This is a genomic window from uncultured Flavobacterium sp. (assembly GCF_963975005.1).
Taxonomy (GTDB): domain Bacteria; phylum Bacteroidota; class Bacteroidia; order Flavobacteriales; family Flavobacteriaceae; genus Flavobacterium.
Map to the genome: position 1 here is coordinate 1 of NZ_CAXBFR010000004.1, position 23,030 is coordinate 23,030.

General features: G+C 29.5%; 24 protein-coding genes and 1 pseudogene. 7 read left to right on the forward strand and 18 right to left on the reverse strand.

Annotation, left to right across the window (positions count from 1 at the left end; translation table 11 throughout):
* Window positions 1–313: pseudogene (locus AACZ53_RS01025) on the reverse strand (hypothetical protein); the annotation flags it as partial.
* A 97-nt stretch (window positions 314–410) separates the two neighbouring features.
* Here AACZ53_RS01025 and AACZ53_RS01030 point away from each other — a divergent pair.
* The 5 genes from AACZ53_RS01030 to AACZ53_RS01050 all read left to right on the forward strand — a co-directional run bounded on the left by AACZ53_RS01030 (window position 411) and on the right by AACZ53_RS01050 (window position 5,381).
* Window positions 411–923 (forward strand): sigma-70 family RNA polymerase sigma factor, encoded by a 513-nt coding sequence (locus tag AACZ53_RS01030; protein ID WP_339833690.1) that lies wholly within the window; start codon window positions 411–413, stop codon window positions 921–923.
* A 57-nt stretch (window positions 924–980) separates the two neighbouring features.
* Complete coding sequence (locus AACZ53_RS01035) at window positions 981–1,892, forward strand: FecR domain-containing protein (protein ID WP_339833692.1); 912 nt, start codon at window positions 981–983, stop codon at window positions 1,890–1,892.
* A 56-nt stretch (window positions 1,893–1,948) separates the two neighbouring features.
* Window positions 1,949–4,426: a TonB-dependent receptor plug domain-containing protein gene (locus tag AACZ53_RS01040; RefSeq protein WP_339833695.1), complete on the forward strand. Its 2,478-nt coding sequence runs from the start codon at window positions 1,949–1,951 to the stop codon at window positions 4,424–4,426.
* 73 nt (window positions 4,427–4,499) lie between these two features.
* Entirely contained in the window at window positions 4,500–4,925 is a 426-nt protein-coding gene (locus tag AACZ53_RS01045; protein ID WP_339833698.1) for a Rieske (2Fe-2S) protein, read from the forward strand.
* A gap of 144 nt (window positions 4,926–5,069) precedes the next feature.
* Complete coding sequence (locus tag AACZ53_RS01050; protein WP_339833701.1) at window positions 5,070–5,381, forward strand: heavy metal-binding domain-containing protein; 312 nt, start codon at window positions 5,070–5,072, stop codon at window positions 5,379–5,381.
* A gap of 61 nt (window positions 5,382–5,442) precedes the next feature.
* On the opposite strand, the gene AACZ53_RS01055 is transcribed toward AACZ53_RS01050, so the two are convergent.
* The 17 genes from AACZ53_RS01055 to AACZ53_RS01135 form a co-directional block, all read right to left on the reverse strand.
* Window positions 5,443–5,631: a DUF2892 domain-containing protein gene (locus tag AACZ53_RS01055; protein ID WP_339833703.1), complete on the reverse strand. Its 189-nt coding sequence runs from the start codon at window positions 5,629–5,631 to the stop codon at window positions 5,443–5,445.
* An 11-nt stretch (window positions 5,632–5,642) separates the two neighbouring features.
* Window positions 5,643–5,948, reverse strand: a complete 306-nt coding sequence (locus tag AACZ53_RS01060; RefSeq protein ID WP_339833705.1) for a hypothetical protein — start codon at window positions 5,946–5,948, stop codon at window positions 5,643–5,645.
* Window positions 5,949–5,953: 5 nt separating this feature from the next.
* Window positions 5,954–9,184 (reverse strand): efflux RND transporter permease subunit, encoded by a 3,231-nt coding sequence (locus tag AACZ53_RS01065; protein ID WP_339833707.1) that lies wholly within the window; start codon window positions 9,182–9,184, stop codon window positions 5,954–5,956.
* Between the two features lie 79 nt (window positions 9,185–9,263).
* A complete protein-coding gene (locus AACZ53_RS01070) occupies window positions 9,264–10,355 on the reverse strand; it encodes an efflux RND transporter periplasmic adaptor subunit (RefSeq protein WP_339833709.1) in 1,092 nt (363 codons plus the stop codon).
* Between the two features lie 93 nt (window positions 10,356–10,448).
* A complete protein-coding gene (locus tag AACZ53_RS01075) occupies window positions 10,449–11,762 on the reverse strand; it encodes a TolC family protein (protein ID WP_339833711.1) in 1,314 nt (437 codons plus the stop codon).
* A gap of 178 nt (window positions 11,763–11,940) precedes the next feature.
* Window positions 11,941–12,069, reverse strand: coding sequence for a hypothetical protein (locus tag AACZ53_RS01080; RefSeq protein WP_339833713.1), 129 nt, complete (start codon window positions 12,067–12,069; stop codon window positions 11,941–11,943).
* A gap of 82 nt (window positions 12,070–12,151) precedes the next feature.
* On the reverse strand, window positions 12,152–13,612 hold the full coding sequence (locus AACZ53_RS01085; protein ID WP_339833716.1) for an FAD/NAD(P)-binding oxidoreductase: 1,461 nt from the start codon (window positions 13,610–13,612) through the stop codon (window positions 12,152–12,154).
* A gap of 100 nt (window positions 13,613–13,712) precedes the next feature.
* Complete coding sequence (locus tag AACZ53_RS01090; RefSeq protein ID WP_339833719.1) at window positions 13,713–14,609, reverse strand: hypothetical protein; 897 nt, start codon at window positions 14,607–14,609, stop codon at window positions 13,713–13,715.
* 72 nt (window positions 14,610–14,681) lie between these two features.
* The gene (locus AACZ53_RS01095; RefSeq protein WP_339833721.1) at window positions 14,682–15,374 is read right to left on the reverse strand and encodes a DUF6799 domain-containing protein; all 693 of its coding nucleotides are present in this window, start codon (window positions 15,372–15,374) and stop codon (window positions 14,682–14,684) included.
* A gap of 201 nt (window positions 15,375–15,575) precedes the next feature.
* Window positions 15,576–16,640: a cytochrome d ubiquinol oxidase subunit II gene (gene cydB / locus AACZ53_RS01100; protein WP_339833723.1), complete on the reverse strand. Its 1,065-nt coding sequence runs from the start codon at window positions 16,638–16,640 to the stop codon at window positions 15,576–15,578.
* A gap of 10 nt (window positions 16,641–16,650) precedes the next feature.
* Window positions 16,651–17,997 (reverse strand): cytochrome ubiquinol oxidase subunit I, encoded by a 1,347-nt coding sequence (locus AACZ53_RS01105; RefSeq protein ID WP_339833725.1) that lies wholly within the window; start codon window positions 17,995–17,997, stop codon window positions 16,651–16,653.
* Window positions 17,998–18,141: 144 nt separating this feature from the next.
* Window positions 18,142–18,345, reverse strand: coding sequence for a hypothetical protein (locus AACZ53_RS01110; protein ID WP_339833727.1), 204 nt, complete (start codon window positions 18,343–18,345; stop codon window positions 18,142–18,144).
* 75 nt (window positions 18,346–18,420) lie between these two features.
* Window positions 18,421–19,692, reverse strand: a complete 1,272-nt coding sequence (locus AACZ53_RS01115) for a hypothetical protein (protein WP_339833731.1) — start codon at window positions 19,690–19,692, stop codon at window positions 18,421–18,423.
* An 83-nt stretch (window positions 19,693–19,775) separates the two neighbouring features.
* Window positions 19,776–20,015, reverse strand: a complete 240-nt coding sequence (locus tag AACZ53_RS01120; RefSeq protein WP_339833733.1) for a hypothetical protein — start codon at window positions 20,013–20,015, stop codon at window positions 19,776–19,778.
* Window positions 20,016–20,069: 54 nt separating this feature from the next.
* Window positions 20,070–20,384, reverse strand: a complete 315-nt coding sequence (locus AACZ53_RS01125; RefSeq protein WP_339833736.1) for a hypothetical protein — start codon at window positions 20,382–20,384, stop codon at window positions 20,070–20,072.
* Between the two features lie 14 nt (window positions 20,385–20,398).
* The gene (locus tag AACZ53_RS01130) at window positions 20,399–20,593 is read right to left on the reverse strand and encodes a DUF6132 family protein (protein ID WP_339833739.1); all 195 of its coding nucleotides are present in this window, start codon (window positions 20,591–20,593) and stop codon (window positions 20,399–20,401) included.
* Window positions 20,593–21,576 carry a DUF3365 domain-containing protein gene (locus AACZ53_RS01135; RefSeq protein WP_339833741.1) on the reverse strand — a complete coding sequence of 328 codons (984 nt, stop codon included), beginning with the start codon at window positions 21,574–21,576 and terminating at the stop codon, window positions 20,593–20,595. Before AACZ53_RS01135 ends, AACZ53_RS01130 begins: the two co-directional genes overlap by 1 nt.
* A 135-nt stretch (window positions 21,577–21,711) precedes the next feature.
* On the opposite strand from AACZ53_RS01135, the gene AACZ53_RS01140 reads away from it, so the two are divergent.
* Window positions 21,712–22,086: a hypothetical protein gene (locus AACZ53_RS01140; protein WP_339833743.1), complete on the forward strand. Its 375-nt coding sequence runs from the start codon at window positions 21,712–21,714 to the stop codon at window positions 22,084–22,086.
* Between the two features lie 88 nt (window positions 22,087–22,174).
* Complete coding sequence (locus AACZ53_RS01145) at window positions 22,175–23,020, forward strand: hypothetical protein (protein ID WP_339833746.1); 846 nt, start codon at window positions 22,175–22,177, stop codon at window positions 23,018–23,020.
* Window positions 23,021–23,030 lie beyond the last annotated feature (10 nt).

Consider the following 23,030-nt stretch of genomic DNA (forward strand, 5'->3'; position numbering starts at 1 on the left):
TATCATTATCTGAAGTATACTGATTTTTAATATCTTGAACATTTTGGTAATCCAAATTGGTAGCAACATTAACAACCACACCATTAACAGTCAAACTTAAAGGAAGTTGAACACTAAAACCACTACAGTTATCTATAACATTATCAATTTCTGTTGGGTTTTGTGTGGTTCTAGAAATTAAATCAAACAAAGGTGAACCTACGACAATATTATTTACGTTTTGATTAGGGTTCTCAATTTCGCTTTCTTCATTTTGACAACTTGTACTAAGAATTCCTAGAACAATAATTAAAAACATACTTATCTTTTTCATAATCTTTTGTGTGCTAAAACATAATTAAAACAATTTACAAATAAAAAACCCTACTTTAAAAAAAAAGTATAAATTTACCTAATCAATTTATTTAAACATGTCATCTTCCGAAGTTTGTAATGAAAGTGTATTTTCTATTTTTTTTAGAAAAAATGCAAATGCGTTACGAAATTATCTTTATTACAAATTTGGCAATCTAAGTCAAGCCGAAGACATAACACAAGATGCATTTATTAAACTTTGGCAAAATTGTGCAGATGTTCCTCTTGAAAAAGCCAAATCTTATGTTTATACAATCGCAACTAATTCTTCTTTAAATGTAATAACACATGAAAAAGTAAAATTAAAATATCAAAAAAGGAATACTCAAAATGTTCGAATCCATGAAAATCCAGAATTTCTATTAGAAGAATCACAATTTAAAGAGAAGTTACTTAAGGCTATTGAAAAATTAAATGAGACCCAACGTGTTGCTTTTTTAATGCACCGAATTGACGGAAAAAAATATAGCGAAATAGCTGAAATATTGAATATTAGTGTAAAAGCAGTTGAAAAAAGAATACATATTGCTTTAACTGAATTAAGAAAAGAATTTGACTATTTTAAATAGTATACACTTTATCTAAAAAAGTAGGGTAAAGTATAGTTACTATGTTATAATATAATCATGGAAAAAAATTACAAATTATCTAAATGGCTTAATGGCGAAATGACTAAAACGGAATTAAATGAATTCCAAAGTCAGGAAGATTTTGCTATATATGAAAAAATTAAAAAATATTCATCTGAATTAGAAATAGAAACAGATAAATATAATGAAGAAGAAATGCTTGACAAAGTAATATCTTCCAAAATAAAACTAAATAAAACTAAACCACTATATAAAAATTGGTTTCTAAAAATAGCAGCCGTTTTAGTTATTGGTTTTGGTTTTTTTTTAGGACTAGAGGCCTTTTCTGAAATTACTGAAATTGCAAAAAATGGAAAACAAAACGTATTTTCTTTACCAGATAATTCAGAAGTTGTTATGAATTCTGGTTCTAAAATTGAATATAGCAAATGGAATTGGTACAATAAGAGACAATTAAATTTGTCTGGAGAAGCTTATTTTAAAGTTGCAAAAGGCAAAAAATTCACGGTCAATACAAACTCAGGAAAAGTAACAGTTTTAGGCACTCAATTTAATGTTAAATCAAGAAATAAAAGGTTTGATGTAACTTGTTATGAAGGGAAAGTAAAAGTAAAATCAACAAAAAATGAAGTTATCCTTTTAAAAGGACAAACTGTTTCATTTGAGAATAATAAAATGATTATTAATCAATCTGTAACTGAAAATAAGCCGCTTTGGACTTTGAACGAAATGAAATTTGAAAAAGAAAAATTTAAAAATCTTATTCAAGAAATTGAAATTCAATACAATATATCTTTGAAAACCTATGGTTTTAAATCAGAACAATTATTTACAGGAACAGTTCCAACTGACAATATAGATATAACTTTACAAATTATTGCCTCAAACTATCACTTAAAAATAAAAAAAATAAATGAAAATTCTTTTGAATTAGTTACAAGTAGGTGATAAAAAAAAATATAATACTAATTATAATTGCTTTTTTTGTTTTAGTTCCAAAATTGGTGGCACAAGACAAAAATGAAGGTCTCTTGTTGAAAGAAATTTTAGAAAAAATAAGCATACAACACAAAGTCAATTTTAATTTTATTGAAGATGAAATTACTTCATTTAAAATTATTCCTCCAAAAAATTCATTATCTTTATTTGACAAGCTTGATTACATTACACAAAAAACACAACTTAAATTTATTTTTGTTTCTGGTAAATATATTTCTGTAGTTAACAATCAAAACTTAGACAAAACTGTTTGTGGTTATCTTTATGATGATGAAGCAAAACTTCCAATTGAAAATGCTTCCATTCATATAAAAAACTCTAATAATTACGCTATTTCTAATTCTTTAGGTTTTTTTGAATTACAGTTAAAATCAACTAACGAAATTGAAATTTCTCACTTAAATTATGATATAAAAACAATTCAAACTTCAGATTTTGATGGAAATGATTGCCTGAAAATTTATATAAAAAATAAGATAAATGAATTAAATATTTTTATCTTTGAAGAATATCTTACCAAAGGAATTGTAAAAAAAAGAGACGGAACTTTTGAAATAAATCCAAAAAAACAAGGATTATTACCTGGATTATCTGAACCTGATGTTTTTCAAACAATTCAACAAATTCCTGGAATAAACATAACGGATGGAACAATTTCTAATATGAGTATTAGAGGTGGTACTCATGATCAAAATTTATTTCTTTGGAATGGCATTCAACTATATCAAACAGGGCATTTTTTTGGATTAATTTCTGTTTTAAATCCAAATCTAACTCATAAAATAACACTTTCAAAAAACGGAACTTCTTCTTTTTATGGAAATGGTGTTTCGAGTTCCATTCTAATTTCAACACAAACAGATTCAATAGAAAAATCAACTGGTGCTTTTGGCATAAATATGATTAATGTTGATTTCTACACCAAATTAAAAACTTCAAAAAAATCAAATTTAGAAATTAGCGGAAGACGTTCATTTACTGATTTACTTAGTTCGTCAACCTATAAAAATTATTACAATAAAGTGTTTCAAAACACTATAGTAACTAATAATCTAAATACTAGTTACAATTCTGATGTGTATTTTTATTTTTATGATTTATCTTTACAATATCATCAAAAAATAAAAAAAGAAACTGATTTTTTTATTGATGTTTTGCACTTTTCAAATGATTTGGATATTAATCAATCTAAAAACGAAAACAACACTATAATAACTAAACAAAGTGTCCTTGATCAAGAAACTTATGGAGCAAATGTGATGTTTAAGACCAATTGGAATCCGAAAAATAGTTCAAAAATTTCTATTTACACTTCTTATTTCAATATACAATCTGAAAATCAATCTATACAAAATAATCAAATTTTTAATCAAGAAAATACGATTTTAGACATAGGTGTAAAATTAGAAAACAATCATATTTTATCTAATGTTTTTTCCTTTTCTAATGGTTATCAATACAATGAAATTGGAATAAGAAATAATGACAAAATAAATAGTCCTACTTTCTCTAGAAACAATAAATATGTATTACGCAATCATGCCATAATTGGTGAACTAAAATATCTTTCAAAGAATGATAAGTTTTTAAGTACGTTTGGAATAAGACAAAATTATATTGAACAATTTCAATCTTTTATTTTTGAACCAAAAATACAACTGAATTATAAAATTGCACCCTTTTTTTCAATAGAATTTTTGGCAGAAAAAAAACACCAAGTCACATCGCAAATTGTAGATTTACAAAAAGATTTTTTAGGAATTGAAAAAAGAAGATGGGTTTTATCAAACAATGATGCTATTCCAATAATCAAAAGTAACCAAGTCTCCCTTGGTTTTTCATTTTCTAAAAACAATTGGTTATTAACCGTTGATAATTTTTACAAAAAAGTAGATGGAATTACTTCTATGACACAAGCTTTTCAAAATCAATTTGAATTTATTAGAACAAATGGAAGTTATACTGTTTATGGCACCGAATTTTTAACTCAAAAAAAATATAAAAATTTAATGTTTTGGGTAAGTTATGCCTTCACTCAAAATGATTATACTTTTAAGAATTTAACTCCTTCTTCATTTCCCAATAATTTCGAAATAAAACACACTATTAAATCGGCAATAATTACTAATTTCCATAAATTAGATTTATCCCTTGGAGCACAATGGTTTACTGGAAAACCTACAACTCTCCCAATAAGTATAACACCAATATATTTAAGTAATAGTTCTACAGAAATAGCATATTCAAATCCAAATTCAACTAATTTAAAAAATTTCTTTCAAATTAATTTATCGGGTTCTTATGATATTAATTTAACTCAAAAATCTAAAATGAAAATTGGTTTCTCAATCCAAAATTTATTGAATTCAAAAACTAACCTAAATCAATTTTACAGAATAAATACTAATTCTAATTCTGTAGAGCAAGTTAATACATATGCTTTAAAAAGAACTCCAAATATTTTTCTTAGATATAGTTTTTAGGTTATAAAAAAAGTAGGGCTTTTCGGGTTGAAATTGTTATTAAACTATAAAAAAACATAAAAGCTTAAACGTTATGACAAGAAAAGAATTTTTTTCAAAAGCAGGATTTGGAGCAGCACTAATTTTAGTTCCTGCATGTATAGGTGGATTAACAACAAGTTGTAGTAATGATGGCTCAGGTAGCCCTGCTCCTGCTCCTTCAGGTGTAGATTTTACTGTAGATGTTTCTACTGGTTCATTAGCTACAAATGGAGGTTTTATGGTTGCTAATGGAATTGTAATTGCTCGCACAAATACTGGAACATTTTTAGCCGTTTCTGCTGCTTGCACTCACGACGGAACAAGTGTAAATTATATAGCTAGTAGTAATGATTTTCATTGTCCAAATCATGGAGCTAATTTTAGTAATGCAGGGCAACATTTGAGTGGTCCAGGTTCTAAAAATTTAACACAATATAACACTGCATTAAATGGAAGTGAATTGAGAATCTTCTCTTAAAATAAAAAAAATTAACCTCTAAAAACTGAACAGTTAAATTGATAATTATCTTCTAATCCTGAGGAATCTTTTTTTAATTTTTAAAAAAAATTAGTAACAATAATTTAATTTGAACTACTAATTATAAACAAAAATTAAGAACCAATGATTTTAACAACAACCAATTCCGTAGAAGATTATAAAATTTTAGAATATAGAGGTATCGTTTCTGGAAATGCTGTAAATGCTGTAAATGCGCAAAAAACGACAATGACTTTTAACATGCAAAAATATTATGCAGGAATTAGTGAAAGTGTTTCTGAAGTTAAAGCAAAAGCCTTTGATCAATTAAAAGAGAATGCTGAAAATTTGAATGCAAATGCTATCGTAGGAATTGCTGTTGATATTGAACTAACCACAACTAATTATGTTGCAGTTAGTATAACTGGCACTGCTGTCAGTATAGTAAAAAGATAGTTTAATTTATTTATAGTGATAAAAAAATGCCGTTTCAAGAATGATACGGCATTTTTTTTATTTAGTCTTTTACTTTAAATACTTTTCGAAGTATATCTCCTAATAAGCACCAATTGGTGAATGATGATTGAAGCAAATTAGCTCCTACAAATAAGGTAAACCAATAAAAATTTGGGTTTACATACATTCCTAATAGAACACTTATAATTATAAATATTCCTGCGATTCTTTTTATTAATTTTTCTACCATTTTCTCTTTTTTTAATTTGATTTTTCTATTGCTAAAACTGCAACATGTATTTTTGAAAGCGTTTCTTGTTTTGAATTAAATTCATTTATAGATACAAACAACGTGTCTACATTTTCTTTTTTTACAAAGGCATAAAACAATATAGATTCTGATTTATTCATTTCGCTTGAAAACCAATTGGATTCTATAGCATCTTCTGTATTATCTCTATATCCAATAACATTCTTATATGAAAACGTACTGACTTTTGCTGTTTTTAATTGTTGTTTGATTTCTTTTTCAAACTCTTTTATTGCTGTAATTATTAGTAGTTTCATAATGTTTATATATTAGATTCATCATTATTTTCTTTAATCACATCTTGTCTCTCCCATTTTTTACGTTCAACGATGTAATAAATTAAAGGCACAACAATTAATGTTAATACAGTTGAAACAATCGCTCCAAATACTAATGAAATGGCTAATCCTTGAAAAATTGGGTCAAAAAGGATGATTACGGCTCCGATAACTACTGCACCTGTTGTTAGTAGAATTGGTGTAGTTCTTACTGCTCCAGCTTCAATAATGGCTTGTTTTAAAGGAATTCCATCGTTTAATCGGATTTCTATGAAGTCAATCAGCAAGACAGAATTCCGCACCATGACTCCTGCTAAAGCAATCATTCCAATAAAGGATGTTGCCGTGAAATAAGCTCCTAATAACCAGTGTCCAAATACAATTCCGACTAATGAAAGTGGAATAGCCATCATCATTACCATTGGCGTTTTGAAGTTTTGAAACCATCCAACAATCAACATATAAATGATTACAATTACTACTCCAAAAGCAATTCCTAAATCACGGAATACTTCTAAGGTAATTTGCCATTCTCCATCCCATTTGACCGTGAAATCGCTTTCATCTGTTGGTTGTTCCATGTACAATTCATTTACCTTGTAGCCTTTTGGTAGTTTCATTTTTTGCAATTCTTCATTCATCCCTAAAATAGCATAAACAGGACTTTCCAAATCTCCAGCCATATCAGCCGTTACATAAACCACTCTTTTTTGGTCTTTTCTATAAATTGTTTTTTGTAAAGTTCCTTTAACAACTTTAACCAAATCAGAAACTGGGACAACATTGCCACGACTTCCTTTGATTTTTAAGTTTTGAATATCTTGCAAAGAAGTTTTGTCTTTGTCATCTAAAGAAAGTACAATTCCTACACTGTTATTTGAGTTTTCATCATACAAAGTAGAAACTGGATATTCTTTTAATAAATAGGTCAAATTTCCAACTACTTGTTGTGGTGCAATTCCGTTAAGCATTGCTTTTTCTTTATCTACTTCTAAGGTGTATTCAATTTGATTATCTTCTGTCATCCAATCGACATCTACAATGTCTGCAGTTTTTTCAAGAATTCCTTTTACTTGATTAGCAACTTCTATTTGTTGTTTATAATCAGGTCCATAAATTTCAGCAACTAAAGTTGATAAAACTGGTGGTCCAGGTGGAACTTCAATAATTTTGACATTGGCTCCATATTTCTTAGCAATTTTTTGTACTTCTGGACGAACGATTTTAGCAATATCATGACTTTGTAAATCACGATCTGCTTTGTGTAACAAGTTTACTTGAATATCAGCCATATTACTTCCACCACGTAAATCATAATGACGCACTAATCCGTTAAAAGTGATTGGCGCTGACGTTCCAATATAATTTTGATAATCAACCACTTCTGGAATTGTAGTCAAATATTGAGCAATTTCTTGTGTTACAGCAGCTGTTCTTTCTAAAGTTGTTCCTTCAGGCATATCTACTACTACTTGAAACTCATTCTTATTATCAAAAGGCAGCATTTTTACTAAAACTGATTTTGTAAAAAACATCGCCACAGAACCAATTAACAATAGAACTGTAATTCCTAGCATTACTCTACGTTTTGTAGAACTATCTAAAAATGGTCGTTCTAATTTATTATACATTCTATAAATCCAGGAAGTTTCTAAACCTTGTTCTTCTTTTTCTTTTTGTTCGTCTTTTTCGTGTAATAAATGATAACCTAAATAAGGTGTCACCGTTAAAGCTACAAACAACGAGAGTAACATTGCTATCGAAGCACCAATTGGCATTGGACTCATATATGGTCCCATCATACCTGATACGAAAGCCATTGGAAGAATTGCAGCAATTACAGTAAAAGTTGCTAAAATCGTTGGATTTCCAACTTCGTTAATCGCAAAAATGGCAGCTTGTTTGAAGGGCAATCGCTTCATTTTGAAATGGCGGTGCATATTTTCGGCTATGATGATACTGTCATCTACTACAATTCCGACCACGAAAACTAAAGCGAAAAGTGTAATTCGGTTCAAAGTATAGCCTAACATATAGTAAGCAAAAAGCGTCAATGCAAAGGTTAAGGGTACAGAAAAGAATACTACTAATCCACCACGCCAACCCATGGCTAGCATTACTAAAAGGGTTACTGCAATAATTGCAATTCCTAAGTGCATTAATAATTCACCTACTTTGTGTGAAGCTGTTTCACCATAATTACGCGATACTTCAACATGCACATCATTTGTGATTAAATTTTTCTTTAGACTTTCAACTTTTTCAAGGATTTTGTCTGATATTTTCATCGCATCAGCTCCTTTTACTTTTCCTACTGAAATCGTAACGGCTGGATATTCTGATTTGTTATTTGTATATTTTTCATTCGCTTTTCCATATCCAAAAGACACATAACTGCTTGGAGTTGCTGGTCCGTCTTGAATTTTTGCTACTTGTTTTAAATATACTGGCATATTGGCATTTACACCAATTACTAAATTTTCAACATCTTCTGAACTTTTTAAAAACTCACCTGTTGTGATTAAGTATTCTGTATCATTAGACACAAAGCTTCCTGATTGTGAACTTCCGTTATTGGCTTGAATCATTTGCATAATTCCAAGAGCATCTACTCCGTTTTCAGCCATTTTATCTTTATCTAAAATAACTTTAAGCTGACGCGTTCTTCCTCCAATTTCTTTAGTAATAGCAACATCTTTAACTTTTTCAATTTCAGAAGTAACTTCTTCCGCAATTTGACGGATTTCAAAATCATTTAAAGTTTCACTCCAAAGCGTTAATCCTAACATAGGAACATCGTCAATAGAACGTGTTTTTACCATAGGCTTATATACTCCTTTTGGGAATATATTTTCGTTTTTCATCAACTCATCGTATAATTTCACATACGAACGCTCTGAATCTTCTCCTACATAAAACTGTACAATTATCATCGCTTGACCATCCATAGCCATACTATGTAAATGCTCTACACCTTTGATATTCGACAACACTTTTTCAAGTGGTTTAATCACTCTACTTTCTACTTCTGCCGGACTTGCTCCTGGATAACCAATCATTACATCGGCCATTGGAACATTGATTTGTGGTTCTTCTTCACGAGGAATTAAGAACGAACTATATATACCTATTATCATCAAACCAACCATCAATAAAATGGTCAATTTAGAATTGATGAAAAAATGGGCAATTTTACCTGCTATACCTTCTTGCATTTTCTTTAAGTTTAAAAGTTTGGTAGTTTAAAAGGTTAAAAGGCATTGCTTAAAACTGAAAACTACGACTGAACATTAATTACTGAATACTAACTTTTACTCCGTTGTATAATTTTCCTTCAGCTGAAACGATGTATTTTTCATCTGCTGATAATCCTGATAAAACTTCTACTTGATTTCCGAATGGTTTTCCAGTTCTTATCCAACGTAGAATAGCTACATTATTACTTACAGTGTAAATTCCAGTTAATTGTCCTTGTGTTACTAATGCAGATTCTGGTACTAAAACCTTATCTGATTTTTTTGTTTCTGTTTCCGTTTTTGCTTTAGGTTTTTCAATTGGAAATTGAACATTTACAAACATTCCCGAAAGGATATTTTTATCGGTTTTATCTAAATTGATTTTTACTAAATATTGTCCACCAGTATTTGTTGCTGAACCACTTATTTCGCTCACTTTCCCTTTCAATTCTTGGTTAGATGATTTTACTAAAACCGTAACAGGCATTCCGTTTTTGATTGAAGTTATATCTCCTTCAGAAACCATTGCCATTACTTGCATTAAACCGTTTCCTTCCAAACTTACTAAAGGCATTCCTGGATTTGCCATATCACCTTCTTTCACGAAAGTATTAGTAACATCTCCTGAAAATGGTGCTGTAATATTAGCATAAGAAAATTGAGCCATAACTTCATTACGCATTTGTTTCGCTCCTTCCAAACCCGCTTTTGCCATTTCATAACGCGATGTCATATCGTCTAACTCTTTTTGAGAAGCACTTTGTTGTGAAAATAAGGTTTTGAAACGCTCATAATCTTTTTTTGCATTATTAAATCCAGCTGTAGCTTGTAAAATCGAAGCATCAACTTGTGCTTTTTTGGCTTGTAAATCAGTATTATTGATGCTAACCAATAATTGACCTTGACTTACTTTTTGTCCCATTTTTACGTGAACTTTGGTTACATAACCCATCATTCTTGTACTTACATTGGCACTTTTTTGCGATTCTAATTTCCCACTTGCTGTTACAAAAGGACTGTTATCGTTTTCAGTTGTTCCGCTTACTTTTACTGCAATTGGAGTTTCCGTTGCGATTTCGTTTTTCTTTTCACCACCACAAGAGATTAGGAAAAGAGTTGAAAGGATTACTATTGTTATTTTTGTTTTCATCTTGATAATTTTATTTTTTTGGAACACAGATTTGAGAAATATGAGAAATCTTAAAAAATTCTGTCTTTTCACTTTCTTCTTGTTTCTTTCTTCTTATTGGGTTAAAAATTCTAAATATTTTTGGGTGAAATTATATTCAAAAACGGCTTGTAAATATTCTAGTTCTTTTTGGAATTGTAAGGTTTCTGAATTTAATAAATCGGTTGTTTTTTCTAAACCTTCTTTAAAACGATTTTCTCTAATTCTATAAGCTTCTTGTGATTGTTCTAAAGCTAATTTTGAAAGATTGACTTTGTTTTCAGCATCTAACAATTGACGATTGGTTTTGTTTAATTCTAACTGACTTTTTGCTTTGTATTGATCACTTTCAGTTTGCGCTTTATCATAATCCGCTTTAGCTTTTTGATACTTTCCGATAGTTTTATAGCCATCAAAAACACTCCAAGATAATTGTGCTCCAACTGTGTAACCTTTAGCTCCAGTTTGAAAAATTTTGGTGTCATATAATTCATAAGTTCCGAAAGCATTTAATCTAGGTAAGAAACCCATTTTATTCATTTGTGTCATTTGTCCATAAGCTTCTACTGATTTATCCATGGCTAAAATGTCTTTTCTATTGGAAATCAATTTTGGGTCAAATGATGAAATTTCTATAACTTTTTCAATATCTTCAGTTGGTTTGAAAACTTTGTTTGTATTATCTTCATTTAATAAAAAAGCTAAATAATCCGAAGCATTTTGCACATTAGATTTTGCATATTGCAATTGATTTTTAACTTCATTAACTCGAACTTGAACTGAAAGTAAGTCTGTTTTTTGCAACATACCTTGTTTAGCATAATTTTCTACTAATTTAAGGTTTGCTTGAGCTGTTGCATTTGCTTTTTCTAAAACCTCAACTGCTTTGTACGCTAGTTGTAATTGCATAAAAGATTTATTTACTTCAAGTTGTAAATATTCTTTAGTTCTTTCGGTTTGCAGTTGAAAAGCTTCAAATTTTGATTTAGCAGCTTGTCTTCCGTAAAAACCATCTACATTAATTAAAGGTTGTAACACTTCAATTTTAGTGGCAAAGTTTTGCGTTTTGTTTGGATTATTCAACAAGGCTGGATTAAAATCGGAGGCTGTTAAAATTTCCTGATTCAATTTAGAACCAAAAGCCATTAAAGGATTTGTAGTAGAAATAGCCGTGTGCGAAGCTGTAATGCTTGGCAAAAACAACGAATTAGATTGGTTATAATCTGCTTTTGCTGAAGCTGCATTTTTTTCTGCAATTTTGATTTGCAAATTATTATCGTTTACTTTTTCTAAAATTTCTTTTTTAGAAATAGCAATGGTATCTTGTGCTGATGCTGAAAAAGCTAAGGCAAAGAATCCAAAAAAAGTTACTATTAATTTAGTATTCATAGTTGTATTTTTTATTTGTTGCAAATTTACATTGAGAAAAAAGAGCGTTTGGTAACAAGAGTTACACTTAAATGTAACAAGAGTTACTTAGAAAAAGAAAGAGGCTGCTCACTTCAATTTAAACAGCCTCAATACTAACCAAAAAACTAAAAACAATAATAATTGTAGCGATGATATGTTATCTGGTTCCTCCATGTCCACCAGCTACAATTTTTAAGATTCTAAAATTTAAATAGAAAAATTTAAAAAACTGTATTATAGGGTTTTGCATTTTTGCATGTTGTGATTTTGATATTCTTTGTGTCATTTTTTTTGTTTTAGGTGATTGGTGATAGTTCATTTTTTTCTCTGATCTATCCGTCTATTATCTTTTTTCTTTTCTCTAAAAATTATTCAGGAATTAACCACCAAAATGGTTTCATCTTAGCTTTATAGATAAAAGCATAATGCAAAGATAATTTTACCCAATGTCCTGCCAAACCTATATCTCCAAAGGTTTTATTAATATCTCTTCCTCCTGTTTCTGGATATTTTTTATAATCTGGTACAATTGGATAAGTTGTAATGCTCACACCACTTCCTTTTGTCATACCAAAACCTGCAGAAGCAATACATGCTGCTCCCATATTTCCTAAAGAACCTTTATGATGTAAGGATTCTTTTCCTGCTTTAATACTATCAATAATATTATCCGCTACTAATCTTGCTGTAATTCCAGAAGGCATTCCTGTTCTTGGTGGAGATGGGAAAATATCTGTCCCATTTTTACTTTTTCTTGGTTTTGAAATTGAATGAGGTGGTGCAAAGGCAATTCCTGGAGCAAAAATATTATTGTATGAAGGGTTTTGATAAGTTTCTGGCCAATCTTGAACCGTCCATTCTTCGTAAGGTCTTGGTGTATAATCGGCATCCACTATCATAAATCCTTTGAATAATTTATCGGTAATATCTGCATCATTCTTATCATAAGCTTTAAAACCATGTCCGGAAAAAGCCGGAATTAACATCGCAAAATCAAATTCTTCCGATTTAAATTCACCTTCTAAATTTTCGTAATGAGCTATTCCATCTTCCATTTTGTTGACACCTGCACCTAAAATCCATTTGATACCTCTATCTTCAAAAATCATTTCGATCATGTCTTTTGATTTCATATTGAAACCATTGTAATCCATCAACATACCATCCATTCCGAAATCACCTAAGTCATTTTCGTTGGAAATCCATGTAACTTCTACTTTATCTCTAACACCATGTCTGACTAACTCTTTTTCTACATTTAAAATGTATTCAAAAGCTGCTCCTTGACATGTTGCTTTGGCGTGACCAGTTCCGATTAAAATTTTAGCTTTTTTATCAGAAGTTTTTAATTGATCTATAAGTTCTTTTAAACCGTGCCAAGCGTGTTCAGCATGATCATAAGTACAAACCGAATATGCTTTATTTGTTCCAGGATTTAAACCTTCAGTCATATCGAAAGCTAATTTGGGTCCAGTTGCGTTGATTAGATAATCATAGGTAACATTTTCTTGTGTACCTTTTTTTTCTCCAAAAACATATTCAACTGAAACATATGGTTTTTGTTCTGTTTTATTTCCTTCTGGATGAAACGAAACTACTTTGGCTTGTTTGTAACCAATTCCTTTTCTCTTGTATAAAGGTTCTAAAGCAAAGATTAATTTTTCAGCTTTCATTCTACCAATTCCCACCCAAATATTGGAAGGAACCCATTGGTAATTTCGATTAGGAGAAACTACAAGAACTTCGTGTTCTTTACCTAATTTTCTTCTTAAATGTGCAGCAGCTGTATGACCAGATATTCCTGCACCTAATATTACTATTTTTGACATCTTAATTAGTTTAATACTTCAAAATTAGTTTATTACTTATCTTCCTACTGCTACATTTGTTACAGATAAAAAAAGTGCTTTTAAGATTGAAATATGGTTTTTATTTATTGTCTTTACTTGTATTAAACCAATAACTAATTCCTGCTGACCAATAAAAAACTTCCTTAAGATTTTCTTTGAAAACAGCATCTTCAGTTGTGAACGTTGCATTACTTTGAGGAAATGCTAACTGGGGTGTAATTGAAATTATAAATGATTTATAATAATAATTAATTGGCATACTTAATTCTATACTAAGTAAATTAAACTTGTTAACTTCATTAATATCTATAACTACAGATTCAACTTGTTGGTTTTGTCCACTTCCATTACCCGCAATTTGATTATTTCCTGTTTTATTATACTTGTAATATTCTTCATAAAAATATTGAGAGCCAGCATATAAGCTTAAGGTTGGTATAATCTCAAAACTTTCGTCTCTTGTATGAATTTCCTTAGCTAAATGAGCTCCAACAAAAAAATCAGGATTACTATTTTTATTAAAATAAGTACTTGTTGTTAAAGAAGTTTTAATTATATTTAAATCATAACTAATTATTGCAGAAACATCTGCTACAATTTCAGATTGAATATTATAACTTATATCATTAAAGAAGTATTTTGTTCCTGAAACATAACCACTAAATTTTTTAGATTCAAAACGATATCCTGCTGTAAACAAAAATAAATCTACTCGGTTTTCATTTGATTTAGTAAGGTAAGACAAAGATGCATCCGCAAAAAAACCTGAAGCATCATAATAACCAATAGAAGGAACTAAATATGGTGCAGTAATAGAATCATTACGCCCCATAAAAACGGCATCATTTTGAAAACTAACATCTGTTAATATATATGATTTTAATTTATTTATTTGTGTATTAGTACTATCCTGCGCTAACAAGTAAATTGGTAAGCAAAAAGTTAATACATATAATAAAATGTTGCTATTTTTCATTTTAGATGAGTTTAATAAGAAAATAAAGAAGTCTCCATATTAACTTCTTTATTTTCTTATGAATTAAAAAGGTTAATTTCCTTTTTTAGCCTTTGTCATTTTTTTAACAGTTGGTTTTTTTTGTGTTTTATTTTTTATAATTTTTTTATTTGCCTTACTGTTTTTTTGGACAAGCATTTTTCTTTGTTGGTTCATGTTTTTATGCATTTCACCATCCATATTCAAACACTCACCTTCTTTAAGACGCATTTGTTTTTGGTTTCTTTTTTGGTAAGTACCATCAGGATTAACTACTGTACCATCACCAAGACTAAGCTGTTGTTGTAAGCGCGTTTGTTCTTGTGTTCTAATTTGATATAACTCTCCATCTATAAGAGTCAATTGATAACGATTTTGATTTCTTTCTTTAATTTGATTTTCGTTCAAATTCATATTTTCTTGTTGCATTCTTTGTCTGTACTGATATTCATTGGTATAAACATTTCCATCCATATCTATACATTCTTCATTACGTAAACGTAATTTTTCTCCATCTCTTTTTTGATAAGTACCATCCGTTTCTACCAAAGTACCATCATTTAATGTTAGTTTATCTTTTAATCTTAATTGATCACGATCTCTAATTTGTAGAACATCACCATCAACTAACATAAGATGCACTCTATCTCGATCCTGGTCTTGATCCTTGTCTCTAATTTGATCTTGTGCAATTAACGAAGTAGTACTTAAAACTACTAATACGAATAACCATAAAATTTTTTTCATTAGATAAGTATTTAGAATTAATATTACTCAAATTTAAGCAATTTACAATCTTAAAAATATGATAATTATCAGTTTATCAGCAACTTAACAAAAAAAATCATTAAAGCGTTTTATTGAAAAATACTTATAAAATGTTTATGAATTTGAAATATTCACCTTAACCTAAAAAAAAAAGTGCCTTAAAAAAGACACTTTTGAAATTTAATAACTAGTATCATCTAGTTTAACTTTACCGTAAAATGTTCTGTAGAGAAATATGAAATAACCTGCTAATAAAGGAGTTCCAATTACTACTATTGTAAGCATGATTCCTAAAGATTTTTGAGAAGATGCAGCGTTATATATAGTTACACTATGTTCTGGATGTATTGTTGTGGGCAATAAAACAGGGTCTATAGTCGAAGGTAATAATACTGGATATAATTGAAAAGCAACTAACATCAATAAAAAAGCCATCGTTAAGGATGAAAATATTAATGCTTGTCCATATTTTTTCTTAGATACTAATCTAGGCACATTTGCAACTGCTAAAAATGATAAAATGGGTAATATAAAAAACACAGGATTACTTTTAAAATTATCAGTCACACCAGGAATAAAAATTAAGGTATACAATGATGTAACGGAGAAACTTACAATAAAAAAAATCATTCCTTTTTTTAATAAGAATGTTAATCTAGCATGTAATCTTCCTTCTGTTTTTAACAATAAGAAAATAGCTCCTTGTGTCATAAAAATCGATAATGTCGTAAATCCTGTCATGATTGCATAAGGACTTAAAAACGAAAAGAAAACACCACCTTGATAACTGAAATTTGGACCAATTTCAAAACCTTGTAGCACGTTTCCTAAAACGACTCCTAATAAAAAAGTGATGGATACATTAGATACAAAATAGGTAATATCCCACATTTTTCTCCACCAAGGCATTTCTTCTGCACTTCTAAATTTTATGGATGTAGAACGAAGCACCAAAAACATTAAAAACAACATAAAAGGAACATACATCGAAGATAACATAGTAGCATACATTACCGGAAATCCTGCAAACAAAGCTCCACCACCAATAATTAACCAAACTTGATTGGCATCCCAAATTGGACCAATAGCGTTTATGGCGATTCTTCTACTAATATCTTTTTTAAAAAATAAATGCCAAGCTCCAGCACCATAATCAAAACCTTCTAAAACTGCATATCCTGAAAATAACAATCCTACTACTAAAAACCAAAGTGTTGGATAATCTATACCTAAAAATGTTTCCATGTTTTTTTATTTAAATAATTTCTAAAGGATTTACAGCTTCATCATAAGGACCATGTTTTATCTTTTTATTTAAAGAATATAAAAACAAAATCAACAATAAACTATAAACAACTGTAAACATGACTAATGAAAACACTATTTGATTAGCCGAAACTTCTTGTGAAAATCCTTGACTAGTTCGTAAATGTCCGTAAACAATCCAAGGTTGTCTTCCCATTTCAGCCGCAAACCAGCCTGCTTGATTGGCTATTTGTGGTAAAATAACCGAAAATGAAAATATCCACATCAACCATTTGTTTTCAAATAATTTGCCTCTCCACCATAAAAAACTAGCATAAAAAGTAATTGCTATTAAAAACATTCCAATAGAAATCATAATATGATAAAACTGAAAAACTGCATTAACTTGTCCTGGTCTATCTTCTTCAGGAAATGCATTTAAACCTGTAATTGGTGCTTGAAAGTCTTGATGAACTAAAAATGATAATCCTCCGGGCAATCCTAAACCAGTTACCTTTTGATTTTCATTATTCACCCATCCCAAAAGATATAAATCAGCTGGAGCTGACTTTTCGTAATGACCTTCCATAGCAGCTAATTTTGCAGGTTGATTTACAGCAACTCCATCTGCAGAACTATGACCTGAAAGCAATTGAGTGAACGAAACTAATGTAGCTACGACTAAAGCAATTTTAAAAGCTTTTTTAGACAATTCAACGTATCTTCCTTTTCTAGTGTAATATGCATGAACACTCAAAACTAAAAAGGCACCTGCTAAAAAAGCTCCTTGCCAAACATGAATAATTCTATCTACACTTGACGGATTAAAAACCATTGCCCAAAAATCGGTTACTTCTGCTCGAGCACTTAAACCTTCTCCAACTATGTGATAACCTGCAGGTGTTTGTTGCCAACTATTTGCGACTACAATCCAAACCGCAGAAAACATCGAGCCTAAAAACACTCCTATTGTTGAAATAAAGTGAACTTTTGGTGATACTCTATTCCATCCAAAAATTAAAATTCCTAAAAAAGTACTTTCTAATCCGAAAGCAAATAAACCTTCAGCTGCCAAAGCACTTCCAAAAATATCTCCTACATATTTTGAATATACAGCCCAGTTGGTACCAAATTCAAATTCCATAATAATTCCTGTTGCAACACCTATTCCAAAAGTTATTGCGAAAATTTTTAACCAAAAACGAGTTAAAACTTCATATTCTTTATTTCCAGTTTTTAGATACAAACCTTCCATAATTACCATAATCAACCCAATACCAATACTTAAAGGTGGATAGATATAATGAAAGGCAATTGTAAAAGCAAACTGAATTCTTGCTAATATTTCAACATCCATAACGTGTTATTTTATTGAATACAAATCTATTTAATATTCTTTTGGCAATAAGTAACAACAGTTACATATTTAAAACTTTAACTAATGTTTAAAAAAAAACCACGAATAGATATTCGTGGTTTTCAATTGTATCTTAGCTAAAATTTAATCTTCTTTTTTAGCTTCTGCTTTTTTAGAAGAACAGCAAGAACCCTTTGCTTCAGTTCCACAAGAAGCTTTTGCGTCTGTTGAACAAGCAGCTTTTTCAGTTTTTTTAGCTTCTTTCTTTTTTTGTTTTGGCGTTTGAGCGTTAGCATCTACCGAAAACATAAATGCAACTACTGCTAGTAATGTTACTAATTTTTTCATGTGTATCGTTTTAAATTATTTTTTAATCGTTTAAGGAACAAATATATAAATATTTGTATAACTTTTTTATTTCTTTTATTTTTTTATGATTTTTTTTGATTCGTAAAATTTATGATCAAAAACAAATGTCAAAATAACCGTTTTAGTTTGTGCTTCTTCTAAACTAAAATCCATTTGGTTATTTCCTATTTTTAAATCTTCAATTGTTCCTTCTGATAAAATTTTCCCATCTAAACTCGACATCATATATTCCAATTCAGCTAAATATGGAATTTTCAAATCAACTTTTATGGTATCATTTTCAGCAGGATTTGGATAAACTGTAAATGAAAACGGATTTCTTCCATCAATTTTATCAACACTTAAGGCTGGATTATAAACCAACTTAACTTCATAAACTGTTGGATCTGCGCTAGTAGTACTAGTTTGATTATTAGTAAATGGAGAAGTTGAACTACTTTGAATTCCGCCAAAAAGATGACCAATCACAAATTCAGTTGCCGTTATATCTGAAAGTTTTATTACTTCATTTGAATAATGCGGTAAAGTTTCATTCGGAATAAATTCTGCTCCAGCACCTTTTAAATTAGGCATTTCAACCGGCAATTGATATTCAGTTAAAGAACCGTTAGAAGTTCTAGTCGTTCTACTAATTGTTTTCACAAAAGGAACTGTATCATCTTGAATTAAAGTACCGTTATTGTAATAATATTGACTTATTCCACCAAAAAATAAATTATGCATGTTGTTATTAGTTACATCATACAAACAAGCTTTTCCTGAATGATAATTGCTCAAATATTGATTAAATCCTGTTTGTGGAAAATAACCACTAGCTTTAATGTCAACTGGATACAAAAATGGTAAATCTGCATTGATTTGAAATACTCCAGAAGAAATAGTGTATCCTAATTCACCATTAGGAAAGACTTGTGGTAACAAGTTATAATCCCTTCTGTGTAAATGAACAGCATCAGTTATAGCCGAATAATTACTGATAGATAATTGTGTTCCTGAATTATCAATTTCAAACTTTCTAATAGAATTTGAATAGGTTTGGGTAAACGTTGGATTATTCATAGGATTATATCGGCCATCAAAACGATGACCTCCTACTAAATAAAATTCATTCCCAATTTTACCTAAATATCCTCCAGTAATAGCAAAGTTTGCATTCGTAATTTGTTTAAAATAACTTGTAATACTAGCACTAGATGTAATTGCAGTAATCAAACCTGAAACATCGATTGACGTTAATTTATCGTGCGTAATATGATCATTAGCAGAAGTTGCAAAAGCATAACCGCCAATTATATATAAAGCATTTCCATCTTGATAAAAATTCATGTTAGTAGATTGTAATTGCTCTTGTATTCCGGTTGCTAAAGTCGTTACAGAAGCAGACCAGGTTTGTTGTGTAGCAATATCAACTACATATCAGTGTTATTCTGGCTTCCCGGAAAAGCGTTAAAAGGCTGACGAGCGTGAATTCCGTCTTTTCTTCCACCTATTATTAACCATTTTCCGTTGTGTTGACCAAATGCGTATGAATGTAAACCTGGTAACCCTGAAACAGTAACAGGTGTCAAAACTACATCATATGGAAAATTGTTTTGTCCTTGAATTAGTTGTGTTAAAACCAAGACAAGAAAAAATATAAACTTTTTCATTTTGTTATATGTTATGTTAACTGCTAATAAAGCAGCATTAAAATCGAAACGTAATTACAACATAAACTTTGGAGGATGCCAAATGGTAGTTTGATAAATTGAAACAAAGTAAGCTTCATAAAACGAAGTTTCTTTTTTCAATTTAAAATCTGAAATTATAGTTTTAAGTGAAAAATTTATTTCATGTATCACCTGTACGGGACTAAAATTTAACCCCATTACAAACTTACTGTGTTCACATTCTTTTTCTTCAGAATTATCAAATGATTGTTCACAATTACTTCCAAACTGAAGTTTAACGGCACGCACAGAAGGCAATGCTGTTAGAGCAATTAAGTAGATAAAAAGTATGTAAACTTTAAATTTCATTTCGCAAATATATATTATTTTTTAGGTGATTTTACAAATATATTAAATAATAGTCCACCCATTAAACCACCATACAAAGTGCTGTTTAAAGGCTTTGAAGTTATTGCACATGTTCCTGATGCACAACCTACATAATAATAATAAGCGTAGCCAGCAATTAATCCGACTGCAATTCCAATTCCAGTAATGATATATCCTTTTTTAGTCATTATTTTTTCTTATCAAAAGTTATACTCCAAATTCCTCTAACTTCATTTTCTCCATAACCAACAGCTAAATCTTTTGGATATAAAACTTTTATTTTCTGTAGCACTTCTGGTTTAATATTTTTAGGTTTTCCGTGGCATTGCAAACACATTGTATTGGTTGGAATTGGATAATAAAATTGTACTTTTTCTCCTTTATCAACTACAACAGGTTTAGATTCTTTATTTTCTGCAATCTCTTTTTTGAATTGTGCTATGTAAACCAACTCTTCTGCATTTGCCTTATTATTTGGATTTCGATTTTTATCAGAAACTCTTTTAATCGTTGCATTATATTTTAAAGACATGCCATCAGTTAAAGGCATAGCTTGAATATTACAAAATGCTAAAGCTTCTAATGTTCCTTTCTTTTGAATTGTTCCCATTAAATTTTGACCTAATAATTTTTTGGTTGAAAGGGCATATTCCAATCCGATTTCTTCATAGGTTTTTTGTTTTTCAACTACTATTACTTTTTTTCCTGGTTGTGTCCAATTATCGTTTCCATGACCTTGCCAATGTTCTTTGAACCAAGTTGGTTCTTCAATTTGAAAATCAAACATAAAATCTGCAATTTGAGCCACAGCATTTTCAGGAAAAACTTGTTTGGGCATTACTCCAAATTTTTTAACAGCACCGTGCATTTTGGTATTATCTTCTGTTGGGTTTTCCACAAAATTAGAAATCGCTTTTATGAAATCTTCTTTTGAATCATAATCCATTAAATATCTCGCTTTTATAGCAATCATTGGAGGAGCAATTCTACCTTCATTTTCTTTAGCACTTGGACTATGGCATAAATAACAATGCATTTCCATTAGTTTTTTTCCGTCATGAGCAATTGTGTCCAATGCAACAATTTCGTTTTCAACAGGTTTATACTTTTCTTTCTTTTCATTGCAAGAAAAAAGTAAAAATGCCGTCAAAAGAATAAGTAATTTGTTCATGATAAAAGTAATTTAAACAAATATAGATTAAAAAATCACTTTAAATTGTAACGAATGTTACAAGCAAATCTATTTCAAATTTTAACTAATAAATGTAATTTTTATTTTTACTTTTGCATTCAAATATAATTTTTTTTGAAAAAAATAATTTTCATAGTAGTTACTTTTATGTTAATCAAACCGGTTTTCCCTATTGTTGATTACATAATTAACTATGATTATATTTCAACTCAATTATGTGAAAATATTGAAAAACCAGAATTAAAATGTAATGGTAAATGTCATTTAGCTAAAGAATTGGCTAAAGCTTCTGAAATTGAAAAACCATTAAATTCAGATAAAAAACAAAATACAAAACACGAAATAGAAGTTTTATTTTGTGAATCTATTACTAACTTCAATTCCGCAAAATTTTTAAATTTTGAATTAAATGAAAACATTTCATTTTATCAAAATTTTTATACTTCAGTTGTTTTTTCTTCTTTATTTCATCCTCCCATTTTAGCATAAACATCCTCATTTATTGATATTTCTATCAAATCATTGGTTATTCTATAGCCAATACATTCAACTTATGTCTAAAATAAATTAAACCAAAATGAAAATTTTAAAATATACGTTCCTTTTCTTATTAGGAACAATGCTTTCTTGCTCATCAGATGACAATAATACAACTACTCCAATAGCTTCTGAATTAGACGGAATAAACAAAATTCAAGAAATAACAAATGATACTCACGTTATCGAATTATATAATACAAATGGAGCGTTAGAACAAGGTTACAATGGTATTTCATTACGTATCAAAAATAAAACCACAAACGAATACGAAAAAAACGCTACAATTACTTGGACACCAGTGATGCATATGACTTCGATGATGCATTCTTGTCCAAAATCTGAAATTGCAAAAACAGCTTCAAAAGAAACCTTATACAATGGATTTATCGTTTTTCAAATGGCTCAAAATGATACTGAATATTGGGATTTACAAGTAGATTATACTATTGCTGATGTTACCTATACTGCAACTGCTGTTCTAAATGTTCCAGCTTCGGTAAAACAAAGAGTTACTTCTTTTACAGGTTCTGATAATGTAAGATATATTATAGCTATGATTGAACCTACTACTCCTAAAGTTGCAACTAATGATGTTACATTTGGTTTATATAAAATGGAGAGTATGATGAGTTTTCCTGTAGTTGATAATTTTAAAATCAAAATTGATCCAAGAATGCCAAGTATGGGAAATCATGGTTCTCCAAATAATGTAGATTTAACGCAATCCGCAGATCAATTATATAGAGGAAAATTATCTTTAACTATGACTGGTTATTGGAAAATCAACCTTCAATTACTTAATAATTTAGAGGAAGTTTTAAAAGGAGAAACAATTACTGAAACTACTACAGCAAGTAGTATTTATTTAGAACTAGAGTTCTAATAAAACATCT